Origin of the sequence: Nocardia sp. NPDC050413 (assembly GCF_040655475.1) — a bacterium.
GTDB lineage: Bacteria > Actinomycetota > Actinomycetes > Mycobacteriales > Mycobacteriaceae > Nocardia > Nocardia coubleae.
This window is the reverse complement of the sequence record NZ_JBFAJZ010000002.1, coordinates 51,183-71,526: the sequence shown is the minus strand read 5'-3', so window position 1 is coordinate 71,526 and position 20,344 is coordinate 51,183. Positions and strand designations below refer to the sequence as shown.

General features: G+C 67.6%; 20 protein-coding genes and 1 pseudogene. 7 read left to right on the top strand and 14 right to left on the bottom strand.

Annotation, left to right across the window (positions count from 1 at the left end; translation table 11 throughout):
* Positions 1-56: 56 nt before the first annotated feature.
* The 4 genes from cobO to mqo all read right to left on the bottom strand — a co-directional run bounded on the left by cobO (position 57) and on the right by mqo (position 5,100).
* Positions 57-671, bottom strand: coding sequence for a cob(I)yrinic acid a,c-diamide adenosyltransferase (gene cobO, locus AB0I19_RS06365; RefSeq protein WP_357145291.1), 615 nt, complete (start codon positions 669-671; stop codon positions 57-59).
* Between the two features lie 33 nt (positions 672-704).
* Positions 705-2,849 carry a magnesium chelatase subunit D family protein gene (locus AB0I19_RS06360; protein ID WP_357146658.1) on the bottom strand — a complete coding sequence of 715 codons (2,145 nt, stop codon included), beginning with the start codon at positions 2,847-2,849 and terminating at the stop codon, positions 705-707.
* A 280-nt stretch (positions 2,850-3,129) separates the two neighbouring features.
* The gene (locus AB0I19_RS06355; protein ID WP_067636470.1) at positions 3,130-3,561 is read right to left on the bottom strand and encodes a GNAT family N-acetyltransferase; all 432 of its coding nucleotides are present in this window, start codon (positions 3,559-3,561) and stop codon (positions 3,130-3,132) included.
* A gap of 6 nt (positions 3,562-3,567) precedes the next feature.
* The gene (gene mqo / locus AB0I19_RS06350) at positions 3,568-5,100 is read right to left on the bottom strand and encodes a malate dehydrogenase (quinone) (protein WP_174550290.1); all 1,533 of its coding nucleotides are present in this window, start codon (positions 5,098-5,100) and stop codon (positions 3,568-3,570) included.
* A 232-nt stretch (positions 5,101-5,332) separates the two neighbouring features.
* Between mqo and AB0I19_RS06345 the strand changes: the two genes are divergently transcribed.
* A complete protein-coding gene (locus tag AB0I19_RS06345; protein WP_357145288.1) occupies positions 5,333-6,364 on the top strand; it encodes an alpha/beta hydrolase in 1,032 nt (343 codons plus the stop codon).
* Positions 6,365-6,442: 78 nt separating this feature from the next.
* Here the strand turns inward: AB0I19_RS06345 and AB0I19_RS06340 are convergent, their stop codons facing one another.
* A complete protein-coding gene (locus tag AB0I19_RS06340) occupies positions 6,443-7,006 on the bottom strand; it encodes an alpha/beta hydrolase (RefSeq protein WP_357145287.1) in 564 nt (187 codons plus the stop codon).
* Between the two features lie 246 nt (positions 7,007-7,252).
* Here AB0I19_RS06340 and AB0I19_RS06335 point away from each other — a divergent pair, with 246 nt between their 5' ends.
* Positions 7,253-7,696 (top strand): hypothetical protein, encoded by a 444-nt coding sequence (locus tag AB0I19_RS06335; RefSeq protein WP_357145284.1) that lies wholly within the window; start codon positions 7,253-7,255, stop codon positions 7,694-7,696.
* A gap of 6 nt (positions 7,697-7,702) precedes the next feature.
* Here the strand turns inward: AB0I19_RS06335 and AB0I19_RS06330 are convergent, their stop codons facing one another.
* The 5 genes from AB0I19_RS06330 to AB0I19_RS06310 form a co-directional block, all read right to left on the bottom strand.
* On the bottom strand, positions 7,703-9,340 hold the full coding sequence (locus AB0I19_RS06330) for a cobyric acid synthase (protein ID WP_357145281.1): 1,638 nt from the start codon (positions 9,338-9,340) through the stop codon (positions 7,703-7,705).
* Positions 9,337-10,200, bottom strand: coding sequence for a type I methionyl aminopeptidase (gene map, locus AB0I19_RS06325; protein WP_067496356.1), 864 nt, complete (start codon positions 10,198-10,200; stop codon positions 9,337-9,339). The genes AB0I19_RS06330 and map overlap by 4 nt, the downstream gene beginning before the upstream one ends.
* Before the next feature lie 194 nt (positions 10,201-10,394).
* Complete coding sequence (locus AB0I19_RS06320) at positions 10,395-11,063, bottom strand: RNA-guided endonuclease TnpB family protein (protein WP_357145278.1); 669 nt, start codon at positions 11,061-11,063, stop codon at positions 10,395-10,397.
* Entirely contained in the window at positions 11,044-11,703 is a 660-nt protein-coding gene (locus AB0I19_RS06315) for a helix-turn-helix domain-containing protein (protein ID WP_357145275.1), read from the bottom strand. The genes AB0I19_RS06320 and AB0I19_RS06315 overlap by 20 nt, the downstream gene beginning before the upstream one ends.
* A gap of 129 nt (positions 11,704-11,832) precedes the next feature.
* Positions 11,833-14,118, bottom strand: a complete 2,286-nt coding sequence (locus tag AB0I19_RS06310; RefSeq protein WP_357145272.1) for an FdhF/YdeP family oxidoreductase — start codon at positions 14,116-14,118, stop codon at positions 11,833-11,835.
* Between the two features lie 81 nt (positions 14,119-14,199).
* On the opposite strand from AB0I19_RS06310, the gene AB0I19_RS06305 reads away from it, so the two are divergent.
* On the top strand, positions 14,200-15,210 hold the full coding sequence (locus AB0I19_RS06305; RefSeq protein WP_357145270.1) for an LLM class flavin-dependent oxidoreductase: 1,011 nt from the start codon (positions 14,200-14,202) through the stop codon (positions 15,208-15,210).
* Between the two features lies 1 nt (position 15,211).
* Here the strand turns inward: AB0I19_RS06305 and AB0I19_RS06300 are convergent, their stop codons facing one another.
* The gene (locus tag AB0I19_RS06300; protein WP_357145267.1) at positions 15,212-15,811 is read right to left on the bottom strand and encodes a DUF4126 domain-containing protein; all 600 of its coding nucleotides are present in this window, start codon (positions 15,809-15,811) and stop codon (positions 15,212-15,214) included.
* Between the two features lie 95 nt (positions 15,812-15,906).
* Complete coding sequence (locus AB0I19_RS06295) at positions 15,907-16,287, bottom strand: helix-turn-helix domain-containing protein (RefSeq protein WP_357145264.1); 381 nt, start codon at positions 16,285-16,287, stop codon at positions 15,907-15,909.
* A gap of 78 nt (positions 16,288-16,365) precedes the next feature.
* Here AB0I19_RS06295 and AB0I19_RS06290 point away from each other — a divergent pair, with 78 nt between their 5' ends.
* From AB0I19_RS06290 to AB0I19_RS06275, 4 genes and pseudogenes are all read left to right on the top strand, one after another.
* On the top strand, positions 16,366-16,776 hold the full coding sequence (locus AB0I19_RS06290) for a RidA family protein (protein ID WP_357145261.1): 411 nt from the start codon (positions 16,366-16,368) through the stop codon (positions 16,774-16,776).
* Between the two features lie 93 nt (positions 16,777-16,869).
* Positions 16,870-17,130: pseudogene (locus tag AB0I19_RS06285) on the top strand (helix-turn-helix transcriptional regulator); the annotation flags it as partial.
* Between the two features lie 63 nt (positions 17,131-17,193).
* Positions 17,194-17,715, top strand: a complete 522-nt coding sequence (locus AB0I19_RS06280; protein ID WP_357146655.1) for a transcriptional regulator — start codon at positions 17,194-17,196, stop codon at positions 17,713-17,715.
* 126 nt (positions 17,716-17,841) lie between these two features.
* Positions 17,842-18,606, top strand: coding sequence for a glucose 1-dehydrogenase (locus tag AB0I19_RS06275; protein WP_357146652.1), 765 nt, complete (start codon positions 17,842-17,844; stop codon positions 18,604-18,606).
* 35 nt (positions 18,607-18,641) lie between these two features.
* On the opposite strand, the gene AB0I19_RS06270 is transcribed toward AB0I19_RS06275, so the two are convergent.
* Both AB0I19_RS06270 and AB0I19_RS06265 read right to left on the bottom strand, forming a co-directional pair.
* Positions 18,642-19,439 carry an ABC transporter permease subunit gene (locus tag AB0I19_RS06270; RefSeq protein WP_357145259.1) on the bottom strand — a complete coding sequence of 266 codons (798 nt, stop codon included), beginning with the start codon at positions 19,437-19,439 and terminating at the stop codon, positions 18,642-18,644.
* 2 nt (positions 19,440-19,441) lie between these two features.
* Complete coding sequence (locus tag AB0I19_RS06265) at positions 19,442-20,335, bottom strand: 2-aminoethylphosphonate ABC transporter permease subunit (protein WP_357145256.1); 894 nt, start codon at positions 20,333-20,335, stop codon at positions 19,442-19,444.
* Positions 20,336-20,344 lie beyond the last annotated feature (9 nt).

The window sequence follows — 20,344 nt, the reverse complement described above, 5'->3', positions numbered from 1 at the left end:
ATCTACCAGAGCTGCCGGGTCGGTCACCATTGGATTCCGCACGGCTGTGGAGCCAGTCACCATTCGATACCGCGCTGACCCTTGCGGCCCGCGTCCATCGGGTGCTTCACCTTGGTCATCTCGGTGACCAGGTCGGCGACATCGATGAGCGCCTGCGGTGCGTCGCGTCCGGTGATGACGACGTGCTGGTTACCCGGCCGGTTGGTGAGTGTCTCGACGACCTCGTCGATATCGACCCAGCCCCACTTCAAGGGGTAGGTGAACTCGTCGAGCACGTAGAAGCGGTGCTGCTCGGCGGCGAGCCGCCGTGCGATCTCCTGCCAGCCCGCGAGTGCGGCGGCGGCGTGGTCTTCCTCGGTCCCGTGTTTGCGGGTCCACGACCACCCCTCCCCCATCTTGTGCCACTCCACCGCGCCGCCCGCGCCGGTCTCCTCGTGCAGGGTGCCGAGGGTCCGAAACGCCGCTTCCTCGCCGACCTTCCACTTCGCGCTCTTCACGAACTGGAACACGGCCACGTCGAAACCCTGATTCCAGGCCCGCAACGCCATCCCGAACGCCGCCGTCGACTTTCCCTTGCCCGGCCCGGTGTGCACGGCGAGCACGGGTTGATTACGTCGCTGCCGCGTGGTCAGCCCGTCCGCGGGGACGACCTCGGGAACACCCTTGGGCACAGCAATCTCCTTCTCTTCACGCTCGGTTGAGGCTCAGGCCGCGCGGTTCGTCGGGTAGCCGGACGCACGAACCACATCCGCGACGGATTCGCCGGTCAGTTCGTCGAGGCGCAGGTAGCGGGCACGCAGGTCGCGGGCCAGTTCGGCGGCCAGGCCGAGGCGGATCATGCCGCGTTCGCAGTCGATGACCATCGTGGTGTGGCCTTCGCCCGCGAGGATGCGGGCGGCGGTGCGGGCGCGCGGGAGGGGGTCGGTGCCGCCGGTGGCGCGGCCGTCGGTGAGCAGGACGAGCATCGGGCGGCGGCGAGGGTCGCGCACGTGTTCGCGGGCGATAACCTCGCGGGCCTTCAGCAAACCGGCCGCGAGAGGTGTCTTCCCGCCGGTGCGCAGGCCGGCCAGGCGGCGTACGGCGATGTCGACCGAGGAGGTCGGCGGCAGGACCAGCTCGGCCTCGCTGCCGCGCACGCTGATCACCGCCACCTTGTCGCGGCGCTGGTAGGCGTCGCGCAGCAGGGTGACGACGGCGCCGGTGACGGCGGTGAGCCGGTCGCGGGCGGCCATCGACCCGGAGGTGTCGACGACGAAGACCACCAGATTGCCTTCGCGCCCTTCGCGATACGCGCCACGCAGGTCTTCGATCGCCAGGGCGAGCGGTCCGGCGAACCGGCCGCGCTCGACCTGTTTCGGTGCGGCGGCGAAGACGGTGCCGAGCAGGTGCAGACCGGTGGAGGTGTCGGTGTGTGGGCGAACCATGCGACCGGTGCGGGTCTGGGCACGGGAGCGGCGGCCGGGGGCGCCTTCACCGACACCGGGGACTTCCCAGCGGGGGGCAGGCTTGGAAGTGGAACCGGGTGTGCCGGAAAGGCTTTCGGCGGACGGCCGAGAACCCTTGTCATCGGAGCCATTGCTGTTCGAACCGGCACCGTTGGGGCGGTTGCCGTTCGGGCCACCACCGGGTCCACCGTCCGGACCGCTGTCGTTCGGGCCGCTCGGCCCACCGTCCGGGCCGTCGTCATCCGGGCCGTCGCTGTCGTCAAGGCCGCCCTCGCGCGGGTCGTTGTCACTCCCTAGCCGATCCTCGGAATCGTCGCCGACGGCGCTGCCCGGATAGGCATCCGACTCGCCACTCGCGCGACCATCGTCGGCCTGCTCGTCGCTGCGGCCGTCCGGACTCTCCCCGTCGAGTGCCTGGTCACTCGACCCGTCGAATTCGTCGTCGCCGGAAGCGTTTTCGACCTCATCGGCCGCCGCCCGCATCGCCTCGTCGAGCTGTTCCTCACTGATCCCCGGCTCGTCGAACGGATCGCGCCGCCGCCGATGCGGCAGGGCCAGTTCGGCGGCGATCCGCACATCGTCCTCGGTGACCCGGTCGCGGCCACGCCAAGCCGCGTGCGCGGTCGCGGTCCGGGCGACGACCAGGTCCGCGCGCATCCCGTCGACATCGAACGCCGCACACAGCGCCGCGATCCGGCGCAGCTCGGCATTGTCGAGCACGACATCGGGCAACCGGTCGCGCGCGGTCAGAATGCGTTCGGCGACAATCTGATCCGCGCCGGCGTAGCGGGCGGCGAAGGCGGCGGGGTCGGCTTCGTAGTCGAGGCGGCGGCGCACGACGGCCATCCGGGTCGACACGTCACGCGAGGCCGCCACGTCGACGGTGAGGCCGAACCGGTCGAGCAACTGCGGGCGCAGTTCTCCCTCTTCGGGATTCATGGTGCCGACGAGCACGAACCGCGCCGGATGCGAATGCGACACCCCGTCGCGTTCCACGTGCACGCGGCCCATGGCGGCGGCATCGAGCAGCACGTCGACCAGGTGGTCGTGCAGCAGGTTGACTTCGTCGACGTAGAGCACGCCGTGATGGGCCGCGGCCAGCAGGCCGGGACGGAACGCCTGCTCCCCGTCGCGCAGCACCCGCTCGAGATCCAGCGAACCGACCACGCGGTCCTCGGTGGCGCCGACGGGCAACTCGACCAGCCGGGCCGGCCGCGCACCGGTCTCGTCGACCACCGGCGGCAGCAACTGCGCGAGCGCGCGCACCACGGTCGACTTCGCGGTGCCCTTCTCGCCACGCACCAGCACCCCGCCGATTCCCGGGTGCACCGCGGACAAGATCAACGCCAGCTGCAACCGCTCCTGCCCCACCACAGCGGAGAACGGGAACCCCGCCTCACCCACTCCCCGCGCAGCGGTGTGCGGACCAGCGGCAACATCAGCAAAACCAGGCACGCCCCCACTGTATGCGCGCCCCGTTCGCCCCCGACCCCCGGGCGTCACCGGCCGACGACTCGCCGCAACGGCCAACCTCCCGCAACGGGGACCGGGAGGAGATGGCGGGGGCTAGGGGCCGACAATGCGCTAACTGGTCCGCCCACAGCGGTGCGGCGAGACCGGGCAGCGCAACTCGGCATGCGCGGCCTCGGCGATCCGGTGGGACCGGGTCGGCGGCGCCGCGACGTCAGCCGCGACGCATCGGGACGTGCATGATGCCGTCGTCGTCGTATTCCGGTCCGTCGACGGTGAAGCCGAACTTGGCGTACATGTCGACCAGATGTGATTGGGCATCCAATCGCACTGTCGCCGAACCGGTTTCGGCCAGCGCGGCCTGCATCAGCCGGGTCGTGTAGCCGCGCTTGCGAGCATCCGCCGCGACGCAGACGCGGCCGATACGGAACCCGTCCGGTTCCTCGAGCAGGCGCAGGGTCGCGGCGATCTCGCCGTCGTCATCGATCCACAGATGCCGCGTACCGGGAAGCAGGTCACGCCCGTCCAGTTCGGGGTAGGCGCATTCCTGCTCCACCACGAACACGTCGACGCGCAATGTCAGCAGCCGGTACAGGGTGGCGGAGTCGAGGTCCGCCGCCCACGACCGTTTCAGCACGACCGGCACGGCGGGCTATCGCACCTGGGCGAAGCCGAGCGCGTCTTCCTGGGTGGTGGCGCTGACCTCGTCGAGCTTGAGCGTCTTGTTGGTCCAGTCCCACACTTCCTGGAACAGGGCCTGGTTCTCCGACAGCTTCTGGCCGAGCGAGGGGATCATCTGCTGCAGCTGCGGGGTCCAGTCGGCGTATTCACGCGGGAAGCAACGCTGCATCACATCGAGCATCGCGGTGACACAGGTCGACGCGCCGGGCGAGGCACCGAGCAGACCGGCGATGCTGCCGTCCTGAGCGGAGATGACCGCGGTGCCGAACTCGAGCACGCCACCGGCACCCTTGCGCCGGATCACCTGCACGCGCTGACCGGCGGTGATGAGCTCCCAGTCGCGGCCGTCGGCCCGCGGCAGGAACTCCTCGAGCACACCGACCTTGCCGTTCTGCGACTTCAGCAGCTCGCTGATCAGGTACTTGGTGAGACCCATCTCGGTGAGGCCCACGCCGACGAGCGAACCGATGTTGTTCGGCTTGATCGACTTGAACAGGTCGGCGTTGGAGCCGTCCTTGAGGAACTTGGGGGTCCAGCCGGCGTAGGGGCCGAACAGCAGGCCCTTCTTACCGTTGATGACGCGAGTGTCCAAGTGCGGCACCGACATCGGCGGCGCGCCGACGGCGGCCTTGCCGTACACCTTGGCCTCGTGCGCGGCGATCAGATCAGGGTTGGTCGAGCGCAGGAACTGGCCGCTGATCGGGAACCCGCCGAAGCCCTTGGCCTCCTTGATACCCGACTTCTGCAGCAGCGGCAGCGCGCCACCACCGGCGCCGACGAACACGAACTTCGCGTTGATCGTGCGCGACCGGTAGGTGCGCAGGTTGCGCACGGTGACGTTCCAGGAGCCGTCGGACTGCTTGTCGAGGTCGCGGACCTCGGTACCGAAGGCGATCTCGCCGCCGGAGTAGCCGACGTAGGCCAGCAGTTGCTTGGTGAGCGCGCCGAAGTCGATATCGGTGCCGCCGTCGGTCCAGTTCAGCGCGATGGGGTCGGAGAAGTCACGGCCCTTGGCCATCAGCGGCAGCCGCTTGGCGAACTCGTCGGGGCTGTCGATGAACTCCATGCCGCGGAACAGCGGGTGCGGCGCCAGCGCCTCGTAGCGCTTACGCAGGTACTCGACGTTGTCGGCACCGTGCACGAAGCTGACGTGCGGGATGGGGTTGATGAAGCGCGACGGGTCGCCGAGGACGCCCGCGTCGACCGCGGAAGCCCAGAACTGACGCGAGACCTGGAAGCGTTCGTTGATGTCGATCGCCTTGCTGACATCGACCGAGCCGTCGGCGTTCTGCGGGCTGTAGTTCAGCTCGCACAGCGCCGAGTGACCGGTACCCGCGTTGTTCCACGGGTCGCTGCTCTCGGCGGCGGCGGCGTCGAGCCGTTCGAACACCGAAACCGTCCAGTCCGGCTGCAGCTGCCGCAGCAGCGCGCCCAGCGTGGCACTCATGATGCCTGCGCCGATGAGAACTACATCGGTCTTTTCAATCTTCGCAGCGTTCGGCACGGGTAGATCGACTTCCTTGTCCTTCTCAGCTAACCACCGGCGGGTGAGTTCGCTTGGCGCGGGCGCTTGGCAGTGTTGATGCGACTCGCAGTGAATCGCCGGGGGTAGGTTACCCGTCGTTCACCTGAACTCAATTGTGCACCTCAGCAGATCGCCTCACTGCACCCGACCTGCCGAATGTGATGTAAACCAACCCTGCACGTCGCCGTGACCCCGCGATAGATTGGCGGGTGTGACGAACGAAACGCAAGGGATCGCCGACCGGACCGACGAGCAGTGGCAGGCCGACATCCTCGGCACGGCGTACCAGCAGCGAACCCTGCCGCTCGGGACCGACCCCGACGGCGAGGGCGAGATCGTCGCCACCCTGGTTCGCTACCTGCCCGACGCCGCCGCCCCGGCACACGAGCCGACCGTGCTCTACGTGCACGGCTTCACCGACTACTTCTTCCAGGAGCACCTGGCCGAGCATTTCGCCGCGCGCGGCCACCGCTTCTACGCGCTCGACCTGCGCAAATGCGGACGCTCGCGGCGCGAAGGGCAGAGCGCGCACTACGTCAGCGACCTGGCGCTCTACGACGCGGAACTCAGCGAGGCGCTGCGGATCGCCCGCGAGGAGACCGGCAACGACGTGCTGGTCGTGGCGCATTCGACCGGTGGCCTCATCGTGCCGCTGTGGCTCGACCGGCTCGAAGCCGCCGGTGGCAGCGCGGCGGCGGGTGTGGCCGGTGTAGTGCTCAACAGCCCCTGGTTCGACCTGCAGGGACCGTCGTACTACCGCACCGTCGGCACGCCCATCATCAACGCCGTCGGCCGGTTCCGGGCGTTCGCGCAGATCCCGGGCATGGGTGTGAGCACCGCCTACGGCGACAGCCTGCACCACACCCGCTCGGGTGAATGGGACTACAACCTGGACTGGAAGCCGTTGACCGGCGAACCGGTGCGTCTGGGCTGGTTGCGGGCGATCCGGCAGGGCCAGGCGCGGCTGCAGCAGGGGCTCACCATCGGGGTGCCCGCGCTGATCCTGCGTTCGCGGGTCACCAAGTTCGCGCGACAGCACAGTGCCGCCGTCGACGTGGCCGATGCCGTGCTCGACGTCAAGCAGATCCAGCGCTGGGCCGGCTGCCTGGGCGAACGCACCACCATCGTGCCCATCGACGGCGCCCGCCACGACGTGTTCCTGTCCTCGGAGGCCGTCCGCGCCGTCGCCTTCGCCGAGACCGACAGCTGGCTCGACTGGCTCGCCGCCTACCGCAAGTCCTGATCCTGGACGTTTGATCACCACGCTCTCGGGTAAGTAACGCCCGAGAGCCGAACGCCACCGGAGCGTGGTGATCTCGATTCACCAGAGGCTGGTGCGCAGGACGATCTCGGTGGCGAGTTCGTGGCCCGCTTCGGTGGCGATGTTGTCGACTTCCAAAGGGACGACACGGAATTCGCCGTAGACGAAGCGGCCGGAGGCGTCCGCGGTGGCGCGCGGGAGGCCCTTGGTGACCATCATCGTCACCGGGAGTTCGAGTGGCGGACAGGCCGGGTCGGGGATCGTGCCGTCGGCTCCCGGCACGGCGGGGTGGCCGTGGTCGGCGACGACGAGACTCATGAACCGGCCGAAGCGGCCCGCGCACACCCGCCACGCGAGCGCCGCCCCCGCACCGCGTCCGGCCACGTTCACATAGGGCAGTTCGAGTTCGTCGAGAATGGCGTGCACCCCCGCCGGCTCGAGGCCTTCGACAGATTCCACGACGACGGTCTGCAGATCGGATTCGTGCAGCCGCGCGCACACCTTGTCGAACACGTCAGCAGGGTCGTCCGCATCAGGAAGCAGCAGCACATTGTGCCGCGAGGAGGGCCCGTCGACCCGCACTGTCCAGGCCTGGTCACCGACCGTGATCTGCCGAGATTTCATGCCGGTTTACGGTACACGCCCACCCTGAACACCACCTGTCGTTCGGCCCCGGTGCTCCGACCGGCCGATGCCCGTGTACTGGGCTTTCACTGCCGGGAACCGCCGAATTGCCAAACCTGTCACAAGAGGAGTCCCCTTCCGGTGAGGACGAGAGCGGTCCCACACCCGCGCGGCCTCGCGACCTGAGGCACAGCCGTGCCACTCGCCATAGGATGGCCATCGAGTTCTATCGACAATGGGGGGCATGTGAAAAGGATCATTCAGGCTGTGCTGTGCGCGGTCGGCGCCGTCGTCTTCGGAGCGGGGGCGCTGACGGGGGTCGTGTATTTGTTCAACGCCACCGCCTACCTCGCCGGCTTCGGTGAAAAGGTCACCGTCCGGATCGAGGAAAGCTCCACCTCGGGCATGAGCAGCGGCCACGCGGGCATCGGAACGACCCTCGAGGACGGGCGAACGGTCCGCCTCTTCGACGTCACCGCAGGGGAAACAGTCGACGCCCGAATGGTTCTCATCGACATCGGCAAAGACACCCAGGCCTACACCACGGCCGCCGCCGCCGCCAAGGACTACATCTGGATCTTCGGCGTCGTCGTACTCGGCGCCCCGGCCCTCGTGTTCGGCTTCGCCGCGTACGTGCTCAGCCGTGGCCGACCGAAACCGGGCAGCACCACCGCCGAGCCCACGGCGTGAACGCTTTTACTCGCCGGGTACGTCGAGGATTCCACTTCGGATGATCGGGAGGTCGTTCGCGCCGCGCGCTATCAGTTCTTCCAGGGCGGGGATGTCGACATGCTTCTCGATCAGGTCGGCGAGTAGGTCGAGCTGGGCTTCCCGCACGGCGGCGACGGACGTGTCGGGGGCGACGGTGAAGCCGGTACGTCCCGCTCGAGTGGCGACTTCGGTCAGCCAGGCGCGGCGGAACTCGTCGGACTCGAGCACGCCGTGCACATGCGTGCCCCAGATCGATTCTCGCGCACTGCCTTCCGGAGCGCCGTCGATAGTGAGCCAGGTGGGATCGCCGCTGCGTCGCACCCGGCCGTGGTGGATCTCGTAGCCGTGGACAGGGATGCCTACGGCAGTCCCGGCTACCTGCTGTGCGATCTTCGGCTCCGCGAACTCGATGTCCAAGTCGAACAGCCCGAGGCCGTCGCCCACCCATGGACTCCCGGACGGGATCCCCTCGCCTGCAGACGCACCTCCCGGGGCGGCGCCGCGCTCGGGAACAGCAGCCGTGGGCGACAGGAGGCGGTCTCCGCCCGCGTATTCCACCCCGTCGACGATGCGACGGCCGAGCATTTGGTAGCCGCCGCAGATGCCGAGGATGGGGCGTCCGGTGGCGGCACGTGTGCGCAGTGCCGCGTCGATTCCCTTGGCTCGCAACCACTCCAGATCAGAGACGGTGGATTTGGAACCGGGGACCACCACGAGGTCGGCGTTGGTCAGTTGGTGAGGACTGTCGGCCCAGTGGACCGAGACGCCGGGTTCGCAGGCCAGGGCTTCGATGTCGGTGGAGTTGGAGATGCGGGGCAGGCGGATGGCGGCGACGGTGAGCCAGTCGGTGCCGTGGGGCGGGGCGGGGCGGCCGACGGGGGTGCCCGCGATGGTGCCGAGGGAGTCTTCGGCGTCGAGCCAGAGGTCCTCGGCGAAGGGCAGGACGCCGAGGGTGGGGCGGCCGGTGAGGGCCGTGAGCTGGTCGAGGCCGGGTTGGAGCAGGGACACATCACCGCGGAACTTGTTGACGATGAACCCCGAAACGAGCTGCTGGTCTTCGGGTTCCAGGACGGCGACGGTGCCGAACAAATGGGCGAGCACCCCACCCCGGTCGATATCGCCGACGACGAGAACCGGGAGGTCCGCCGCGCGCGCCAGCCCCATGTTCGCCAGATCGGTCGCGCGCAGGTTGATCTCGGCAGGAGACCCGGCGCCCTCACAGATCACCACATCGAATTCCGCACGCAGCGAGGCGAGTTCGTCCGCCACCACTTCACGCAACTGCTGACGACGCGTGAAATAGTCTCGCGCGCCGACGGTTCCGATCGCCTTCCCACGCACCACCAATTGGGAACGGCGATCACTTCCGGGCTTCAACAGCACCGGGTTGAACCGCACGCTCGGCTCGAGCCCACAGGCGCGCGCCTGCAGAGCCTGGGCGCGCCCGATCTCCCCACCGTCGAGCGTGACGACGGAATTGTTCGACATGTTCTGCGCCTTGAACGGCGCGACCCGCACCCCGCGCCGCGCCAGCATCCGGCAGATCCCCGCCACCACAACGCTTTTGCCCGCGTCGGAGGTGGTCCCGGCGATCAGCAGTGCCCCGCGCAGCACACCGCTCACGGCAGGGTCAGGATTTCCGCGCCCGTCTCGGTGACCACCAGGGTGTGCTCGAACTGCGCGGTCCACTTGCGGTCCTTGGTGACCACGGTCCAGCCGTCGTCCCAGATGTCGTAGTCGATGCCGCCGAGGTTGATCATCGGCTCGATGGTGAAGGTCATGCCCGGTTCGATGACCGAGTCGATGTCGGGCTGGTCGTAATGCAGGATCACCAGGCCGCTGTGGAAGGTGGGGCCGACCCCGTGACCGGTGAAGTCGCGGACAACGCCGTAGCCGAAGCGGTTGGCGTAGGCCTCGATGACGCGGCCGATGACATTGAGCGCGCGGCCCGGCTTGACCGCCTTGATGGCCCGGTTGGTCGCCTCCTCGGTGCGCTCGACCAGCAGGCGCACCTCCTCGTCGACATCGCCGGCGAGGTAGGTCTTGTTGGTGTCGCCGTGCACGCCGTGGATGTAGGCGGTGACGTCGATATTGACGATGTCACCGTCCTCGATCACGGTGGAGTCGGGGATGCCGTGGCAGATCACCTCGTTGAGCGAGGTGCAGCACGACTTGGGGAAACCCTTGTAGCCCAGCGTGGAGGGGTAGGCGCCGTGGTCGCACATGTATTCGTGGGCGATGCGGTCGAGTTCGTCGGTGGTGACGCCGGGCGCCACCGCCTTACCCGCCTCCTCGAGTGCCTGGGCGGCGATCTTGCCCGCGATGCGCATCTTCTCGATGGTCTCGGCCGTCTGCACCCAGGGCTCTTTGCCCTCGTTGACCGTCGGTTTCCACACGTATTCGGGGCGCTCGATGGAACGCGGGACATCCCGGATCGGCGACTGGGTGCCGGGGACGAGTGGCTGACGGGTGCGCACGGACATACCGGAAGTGTACTTACAGCGTGTCTCGACACTCTGCAGCATCCAGACACCGCCCTTCTCGGGCGTCCGTCACTTCACGCCACAACCGCGGAGTGAGCGATGGTTCTCGCGTCGACCAGGTCGGTTTCACCAACACCGCGAGGGTGTCGGCCAGCGCCCACCTGTCAGCGAGCTTTGGTAACCCGGCCTCCTGCTCAGGGGTCCGGGGATTGTGAGAAGACTTTCTCGATCGTGGGCCATTGCGCGAGGTTGACCGCAGCGTTGTAGTCCCGGTCACCACGATGCCCGCATTCGCACACGAAAACTCGATCAGCCAACCGCAGACCTGGGTTGATCCTCGTGCAGACGCAGCAGCGTTTACTCGACGGAAACCATCGATCCGCGACCGCGATCTCGCCGCCCCGCCATCGTTGCTTGTACGTCAACAGCCGAGCGAGGTCGGCCCACCCAGCATCGCTGATCGCGCGAGCCAGATGGTGGTTGCCCAGCATTCCCGCCACATTCAAGCCTTCGATGACGAGCCGGTCGTGGTTTTTGACCAGCTCGTTGGTGAGCTCATGAGCGAAATGACGACGGATGTTTCCGACGCGGTGATGATGTCGCGCCAATCGCATGGCGGCTCGGCGGTGTTTGGTCGACCCGCGCAGTTTGCGTGACACCGCTTTCGCGAGTCGACGTTGGGTACCGGTGGCTGCTGTCAGCGGTTTAGGCACGGCGACCCGTGCGAGCTCGGCACCCTCGGCGGTCGCTGTCACCGCAAGCACGGTCAAGCCGCGGTCGATCCCTACCCAGCCACCCCGATCGCCGGGATTGCGCGGCTTGTGGTGGTGTTTGTGGTGCAGATCACTCGCTTCGCACGTCAAGCTGATCTACCACCGCTGGGCCCGAAAGATGACCGAGGCATACAGGATCTTTGCCCGCCCCTTCGCGAGCATGCACCGCAAGCGTCGGATATCGGCCCGGACCTTGATCGCACCGATCCCCGGCAACGTCACCGAACGAAGTCTCATTGTCGCCGACCCGGATCGCGGCCCGCCCATTCTTGGAGTGCTTGTTTCGGATCCGGAATGAGGGAGTGGTCTTGTGCTTCTTCTTGAACCGGGGAAACCCGACCCGCCGACCCGCTCGTTTGCCTCTGCGGGAATCGGTGAACGCCGCCAGCGCGCGTCCGCAGTCGACAGCAGCTTCTTCGAATACTTGCTGACACAACTGGTTTCGCCATACCAACCCGGTCACCACTATCTGAGCGGTCCCACCCGAGTCGACGGCAACGACCCGTCCCGCATCTTCGGTCTTCTTCCAAGCGTTGAAGTCGTTGATCAGGTCGAACCCCGACCAGGGCACCCGGTGTTCAGGATCGGTCTTGCGGAGGGCGAGCGCTTCTTTCACCGCGGCGAGGCTGCGATTGAACGCAAACCTGGCCGCTCCGGCGTGGCGGGCGAGCACTACCGACTGCTCGACGGTGGGGTCGAGTCGGTACCGGAAGCTGGTGTGGCGGACCATGATCGAACGATTGTGGCACAGCACATCTACAGCAAACAACCGGGTCCATCAGGGTGCTGTAGCCGCTGGCGGCCCATACGTGCCTGATTGCGCAAAGCCGAGCTGCCACACGAGCTCCCTGGCGACCTCTCAGCAGACCTGGGGATCGGTCGTGACGGGTTCGAGGCGGACGACGATCCCCTTCGAGGTCGGGGTGTTGCTGATGTCGGCGACGCTGTCGAGCGGGACCAGCACATTGGTCTCCGGGTAGTAGGCCGCCGCCGAACCCCGGCTCGCCGGGTAGGCGACGACGACGAATTTCTCGGCGCGGCGTTCACTGCCGTCGTGCCACACGCTGACGATGTCGACGGCGTCGCCGTCGGCCAGTCCGCGTTCGGCGAGGTCGTCGGGGTTGACCAGCACCACCCGGCGCGCGTGGTGGATGCCGCGATAGCGGTCGTCGCTGCCGTAGGGAATGGTGTTCCACTGGTCGTGGGACCGAAGTGATTGCAGCACAAGGTAACCCGGTGGCACGTCGAGCGAGGTCACCTCGTTGCAGGTGAACCGCGCTTTGCCGGTGGCGGTTCGGAAGACGCCCTCGTTGACCGGATTGACCAACCGCAACCCACCCGGCTGCGCCACCCGCTCGTTGAAGTTCTCGAAACCGGGCACGACCCGGGCGATGCGGTCGCGGATGGTCCCGTAGTCGGCAACGAACTCCTCCCACGGAATCGCCGAGGTTGCCAGCGTGCGGCGCGCGAGCCGGGAGATGATGGCCACCTCGCTGAGCAGGTGCGGGGAGGCCGGGTCGAGGCGCCCGCGCGAGGCGTGCACTTCACTCATCGAGTCCTCGACGGTGACGAACTGTTCGCCGCCTGCCTGGATGTCGCGGTCGCTGCGGCCGAGTGTCGGCAGGATCAGCGCGGTATCACCGCACACCGTGTGCGAGCGATTGAGCTTGGTGGAGATCTGCACCGTGAGCGCGCAGCGGCGCAATGCCGCCTCGGTGACCTCGCTGTCGGGGGTGGCGCGCACGAAATTGCCTGCGACACCGACGAACACCTTCGCCTTACCGTCGCGCATGGCGCGGATGGCGTCGACCGAATCCAGGCCGTGCGCGGCGGGCGGAGTGAACGCGAACTCCTTTTCCAGCGCGTCGAGGAACGCCTGCGGCGGCCGTTCCCAGATGCCCATCGTGCGGTCGCCCTGGACATTGCTGTGCCCGCGCACCGGGCATACGCCCGCACCGGGGCGGCCAATATTTCCGCGCAGCAACAGGAAGTCGACGATCTCGCGGATGGTCGGCACGCCGTGTTTGTGCTGGGTAAGCCCCATCGCCCAGCACACGATGATCTTCTTGCTCGCCAGCACGCGCTGGTGCGCCTGCTCGATCTCCGCGCGCGTGAGGCCGGTGGCCGCGAGCGCGGTGTCCCAGCTGATTTCACGTGCCTGCTCCGCGAATTCGGCGAAACCGCTGGTGTTCTCGGCGATGAAGTCGTGGTCGAGCACGGTGCCGGGGGCGGCGTCCTCGGCGTCGAGCAGCAGCCGGTTCAGCATGCGGAACAGGGCGAGGTCGCCGCCGGGGCGGATCTTGAGGAACTGGTCGGCGATGGCGGTGCCGCGACCGAGCACGCCGCGCGGCTTCTGCGGATTCTTGAACCGGATGAGCCCGGCCTCGGGCAGCGGGTTGACCGCGATGATGGTGCCGCCGTTGCGTTTGGTCTGCTCCAGCGCCGAGAGCATACGCGGATGGTTGGTGCCGGGGTTCTGGCCGACGACGAAGATCAGGTCGGCCTGGTAGATGTCGTCCAGCGACACGCTGCCCTTGCCCACGCCGAGGGTTTCGGTGAGCGCCGACCCGCTGGATTCGTGGCACATGTTCGAGCAGTCGGGCAGGTTGTTGGTGCCGTAGGCGCGCACGAACAGTTGCAGCAGGAACGCGGCCTCGTTGCTGAGTCTGCCCGAGGTGTAGAACACGGCTTCGTCCGGCGAGTCGAGGCCGCGCAGGGTGGTGGCGACGAGGTCGAGGGCGTCGTCCCAGCCGATGGGTTCGTAGTGGGTGGCGCCGGGTCGTTTGACCATGGGTTCGGTGAGGCGGCCCTGTTGGTTGAGCCAGTAGTCCGACATCGTGTCGAGTTCGGCGATCGGATGCTCGCGGAAGAAATCGGCGGTGACGCGACGCGTGGTCGACTCGTCGGCGATGTGGCGTGCGCCGTTCTCGCAGTACTCGTTGGTGGTCCGGTGCTTCGGCTCCGGCCACGCGCAACCGGGACAGTCGAAACCATCGGTCTGATTGATGTTCAGCAAGGTGAGCGCGGTGCGCGGCAGCGTGCTCTGCGACAGGGAGTACTTCAGCGCGTTGACCACGGCGGGGACACCGACCGCCCACTGCTTCGGTGGCGTGACCGTCAGGTCGTCGGCGGGGTCCTCGATCATGAGGCCAGCATAACGGGAATGATATCGGACCACGGTCCGTTTAGACTGGGGAACAGAACGCGACCTGGAAACGAGGTTCACATGGAACTGGGGCTCACCACCTTCGCCGAGCGGTACCCCACGAGCGATCGGCCCGCGCCGACGGCGGCCGAGCGGCTGCGTCAGGTGGTCGACGAGGCCGTGGCCACCGAGGCCGCCGGCCTGGATGTGTACGGCGTCGGCGAGCACCACCGCCAGGATTTCGCCGCCTCCGCACCCGCCGTCGTCCTGGCCGCGGCCGCGGCCCGCACCGAACGGATCCAGCTGACCAGCGCGGTGACCGTGCTCAGCTCCGACGACCCGGTGCGCGTGTATCAGGACTTCGCGACCCTGGACGGCCTGTCGAACGGGCGGGCCGAATTGATGGCCGGGCGTGGGTCTTTCACCGAATCGTTCCCGCTGTTCGGTTACGACCTGGGCGACTACGACGCGCTCTTCGAGGAGAAACTCGGCCTGCTGCTTCGGCTGCGTGAGGAGGAGCCGGTCACCTGGTCCGGCCGATTCCGCGCACCGCTGCACGAGGCCACCGTCTATCCGCGCACCGACGACCGGCCGCTGCCGGTGTGGATCGCGGTCGGCGGCAGCCCCGAATCGGTCATCCGCGCCGGACTGCTCGGTCTGCCGTTGGCGATCGCGATCATCGGCGGGCAGCCCGCGCGGTTCAAGCCGCTGGTGGAGCTGTATCACCGGGCGCTGGCCGAAGGTGGGCACGAGAAGCAGCCGGTGGCGGTGCACGCGCACGGCTACATCGCCGACACCGACGAGCAGGCGGTCGCCGATTTCTACGAGCCGTACGCGATGGCGATGTCGGTGATCGGACGCGAGCGTGGTTGGGGTCCGATGACGCGCCAGCAGTTCGACGCGCTGCGTTCCCAGAGTGGGTCGTTGTTCGTCGGCACCCCCGACTACGTGGCCGCCAAGATCGCCGACGTCCGCGACACCCTCGGCCTGGACCGGTTCATGCTGCACACCAGCGTGGGCACACTGCCGCCGGAGAAGGTGCTGCACACCATCGATCTGCTCGGATCCAAGGTGGCGCCGCAGGTGCGGTGATCTACTCGAGTGCGTCGACCGCCCGCGTCTCGCGCCGTTCTCTTCTTCGGCGCAGGTAGCGGCGGATCCGGCTGGCGCACAGGTACACGACCCACAACCCGATCGCCAGCAGGATCGCGGCGATGACGGCCGCCAGGACCGGGAAGAACACCGCGAGCGTGATGATGCCGCCGACGCTCAAGTCCTCGGCGGTACTCATCGCGATATTGGTGACCGGTTCCGGTGAGGTGTTGATGGCCATCCGGGTACCGGCTTTGACGATGTGACTGGCCAGCGCGGTCGTGCCGCCCACGGCGGCGGCGAACAGCGTGGGCAGCGAATCGTCTTGTCCGGCAATCAGAGCCGACACCACCGCACCGGAGGCCGGACGCACGACCGTGTGCACCGCATCCCAGAAGGAATCCAGGTACGGGATCTTGTCGGCGACAGCTTCGATGAGGAACAGCACGCCCGCCGCGACGAGCACATCGGTGCGTTCCAAACCGGCGGGCACGTCGTCGGTCCAGCCGATCCGCCCGAACAGGCCGAGCAGGAACACCACCGCGTACGCATTGATGCCACTGGCCCAGCCAGCGGTGAAGATCAGAGGCAGCACCGACACGTGGTCAGCCTAAGCCCGGGCACCGACACAGACCCGCAGGCAACGGCGTAGCGGTCGACATCGTGCTCTCCCGGATGAGCGGAGGCCCACCGGATTCACCGCGCATCCAGTTCTGCTTCCTCGCGCTCGTCGAAGGCATCCCGGGCGCGGTGGATCGCGGGCATCTGTTCAGCTGCCCAGGCCAGCAGGACATCGACCGGATGGCGCAGGGTTTTGCCGAGCGGGGTGATCCGGTACTCGACCGCGACCGGGCGGGTGCCGACCACGTGCCGTTCGATCACCCCGTTGCGCTCGAGTCTGCGCAGCGTCGCGGTGAGCGACTTCTGCGTCACCGCGGGGATGGCGCGACGCAGTTCGTTGAACCGGGTCGGTCGCTCACAGAGTTCGTTGAGAACGCTGAGCGACCACTTGTCGAGCACCTGATCCAGTAGCTCGCGGTGCGCGGCGTCGATGCGGAGCTCGTCGGCGGTATCCATGCTGAAACCTGGTTTCGTTGAAGTGTCCTTTGTGCACTAGGTAGCTTAGCGATACTTACAACGAACGGAGCAAGAACCATGACTGTCGAGCACTTCTCCCCCGCCGGAATGCTGCGGCCCGCGCCCTACCACCACGTGGCTGTGGGCACCGGATCGCGGCACGTGCACATCAGCGGGCAGGTCGCCCGCCTCGCCGACGGAACGCCCGTCGCACCGGGCGACCTCGCCGGACAGGTCGCCCAAGCCCTCCGCAACACCGCCGTCGGCCTGGCCGGAGCAGGCGCCACCTTCGCCGACGTACTCCGCCTGACCTTCTACGTCACGGGCTGGACCCCCGACCAGGCAGGCGCCTTCATGTCCGGCGTGGAATCCGTCGCCACGGAAATCGGCCTGCCGAACCCGATGCCGCCCGCCTCACTCATCGGCGTGGACGCCCTGTTCGAAGCGGACATGATGGTGGAACTCGAGGCAACGGCAATCGTCGATTGACCCCTGCCGAGCGTGCCGCACCGCATCGACCCGCGAAGTCACGGTCGATGCGGCGCACTCCGCGGCACCGGCGCAGGTGACTACGTTGGAGTGATGGGCGGTGCGGCATCGGTTCGGCGGCGTGAACAATTGCGCGAGTTTCTGCGGGCCCGTCGGGAGCGGATTTCTCCCGGTGAGGTGGGGTTGCCCGTGGGTGGGCGGCGGCGGACGCCCGGGTTGCGGCGCGAGGAGGTCGCGATGCTGGCGGGGGTGGGGGTGTCTTGGTATACGTGGCTCGAGCAAGGACGTGACATTTCGGTTTCCGGTGATGTTCTCGATGCCGTCGCGGGGGTTCTGCGAATGAACGAGTCCGAACGCGCGCACCTGTATTTGCTCGCTGGACTCAACCCGCCGCCTGCGAATGGATCGGGGGCGGAGGTGACCGCGGAAATCCGGGCGCTTCTCGACGGGTGGGAGCGTGGGCCCGCCGTGGTGCGTGACCGCTACTGGAACATCCTGGCGTTCAACACTCTTGCCGGTCGGATCTTCGGGTGCGACGACGGGGAACCGCACAACTGCCTCGTCACCTTCTTCACCAGTCCCCGCTATCGTGGTCTGCCCGAGATCTGGGCTGCTGCGGCGCCGGGTGTTGTCGCGGCCTACCGTGCCGACGCGGCGCTCGCCCCGCACGACGAGGAATTCGACCGTGTGGCAAAAGAACTCGTGGCATCGTCATCCGAATTCGCCGAACTGTGGGACCGGCACGAGGTGGGTGTCCCAGCGCAAGCGGTCAACGCCCTACTCCACCCCGAAGCCGGCGAACTGTTCTTCGACGCGACAACCCTCACCGTCGCCGACAACTCCAATTGGTCCGTGGTCCTCTACAACCCGAGACCAGGCACAGCCACCCACGCCCGCCTGACCACCCTCCCCCACCTCCACCTCACCGAATCCGCCTGAGCCAGACCAGCGGTGACGTCGCCTGTCGCGCTGAGCATCCGCCGTTCTGTGCCGTCAGGGTGGTGGTGGCACACCCCTGATAAATGCGCACTGTTTGTCTGTTCGGCTGCGGCGCAAGGTGAGTGCATGACGCACAACAGGTTTCGGTTCGACGGCAAGATCGCTCTGGTTACCGGGGGTAGCAGTGGGATGGGGCTGGCTGCTGCTCGGCGATTGATCGAGGAAGGTGGGCAGGTTGTGGTGACCGGCCGGGACAAGGGGCGGCTGGATGCGGCGGTCGAGGTGTTGGGGGAAGGGGCGGTCGGGATCGCCGGCGACATGGCTGATCTCGACGATCTCGATGCTGTGATGGCGGCGATCTCCGAGCGGTTCGGGCGGCTCGATGTGGTGTTCGCCAATGCGGGGATCGGGTCGTTCCAGTCGATCGAGCAGGTGAGCGACGAGCTGTTCGGGCAGGTGATCGACAGCAATTTCAAGGGGGCGTTCTTCACGATTCAGAAGGCGCTGCCGGTGCTGGTCGACCACGGTGCCATCGTCATCAACGCGTCGTTCGGACTGCACCGTGGCGTGCCGGGCGCGGCGTTGTATTCGGCGAGCAAGGCGGCGGTGCACAATCTGACGCGCACGCTCGCGGCGGAATTGGCGCCACGCCGTATTCGGGTCAATTCGGTGAGCCCGGGCTACATCGACACGCCGGCCTTCCGCGCCGAACTCTCCGAGTCGGCACAGGCGGGGGTCGCGGCCCTCTCCCCCGCCGGCCGCGTCGGCACCGTGGACGATATCGCCGCCGCCGTCGCATTCCTGGCCTCGGCCGAGGCCTCCTACATCAACGGCCACGACCTGCGCATCGACGGAGGCCTCACTGCGGTAGACGCCGCCGCACTGCTCTAGCTTCGGGGACCGAAGCAGCGCCGTCGACGCATTCCTCAGCGCACGGCGGCGCGGCCGCGCAACCGGCCGAGGACGACCAAGACCACGAGGGTCACCGTGACGAGGATCGTTGTCGCGGCAGCGGCGTCGAAGACCTCTCCTCGGTCGGTTTGGGCGAAGATGCTGACCGGCAGGGTTTTCCAGGTGGCGGGGTACACCATGATGGTGGCGCCGAGTTCACCCATGGACAGGGCGATCGAGAGGCCCGCTGCGGCGCCGAGGGCGGGAAGCAGGAGGGGGAGGGTGATCTGGGTCAGGACGCGGACCGGGCCCGCACCGAGGGATTCGGCGGCTTGGCGGTAAGCGGGGTCGAGGCGGTCGAGGGCAGCGGAGATGGCGCTGAAGGCGTAGGCGAGGACCAGCACGGTATGGGCCAGGATGACGATCCACTTGGTGCCGCCCAGCAGCAACGGACGTTCATTGAAGGCGATGAGGACGCCGAGACCGATGGCCACCGAGGGCACCGCGACCGGCAGGTGGAAGACGGCGTCGGTAAGGCGACGCAACCAGGTGGGCGCTTCCCGGGCCGCGAGGGCGGCCCAGGTGCCGACGATCAGGGCGACCGCGCCCGAGATCAGCGCGGTCTGCAGGCTCACCGACAGGCTCGCGGCCTGTTCACCGCTCACAGCGGTGCCGAGATTGGTGAAACCGAGGTCCGCCGGGAGCGGGCCGGTCCAGCTGCCCGCGAGCGCGGCGAGGACGACCGTCGCGATCGGGGCGACGAAGACCACCGTCACCACGAGCCCGAAGATGGTGAGGACCAACAGTTTCCCGCGCGGAGTCCAGACGAGCACGATCAGTCCTCCTTCGGACGGGCGATGAACCGGGCGAACACGAGCCGGTAGGTGAGGTACAGGGTGAGTGACAACACCACCTGCACGGTGGCGAGGACGGCGGCGCCGGGCAGGTCGAAGGTGACGATGCCGCGGGTGTAGATCAGCGCGGGCAGGGTGATGACACCCTTGGCGCCGGTGAACAGCACGATGCCGAACTCGTTGAGCGTCAGCAGCAACACGAGGCTGCCGCCTGCCGCCAGCGCGGGCCACGCTTCGGGCAGCACCACCTGGCGCAGCACCCGCCACGGCGAGGCACCGAGACTGGCCGCCACATCGAGCTGTTCGCGTGGCAGTTGCGCGAACGCGGCGAGCACGGGGCGCACCACGAACGGGGTGAAGAAGGTGATCTCGGCGAGGATCACACCCAGCGGCGTGGTGAGGAAATCGATCACCGGCGTTGTCGCTCCGGTCAATTCGGCGATCACCGCGTTCACCGCCCCCGCCGTTCCGTAGAGGAAGGTGAAGGCCAGGGTGATGAGGAACGACGGCAGCGTGAGGATGGTGTCGATGAGTCGGCCGACCACCCCCGAACCGGCAAACGGCACGAACGCGAGCACGACCGCCAGGAACGTGCCGAGCACCAGGCAGCCGAGCGTCGAGCACACGGCGATGGAGATGGTGCGCCACAACGCATCCCGGAACGCCGCCGAGCCGAGGACCGTCGACCACATCTCGGTGCCGCGTCCGGTGGGCGTGCGCGTCGACTCCGTGAGGACCCGGAGAATCGGATAGCCGGCGATGCCGAGCACGATGAGCACGGGCGGCAGAACCCAGAGCACGGGCACCCATGAGCGCTGCGTACCAACGGCTTCCGGCTCGACGGCTCCAGGCGGATCCAGCACCGGCGCACTCATCACCGCACC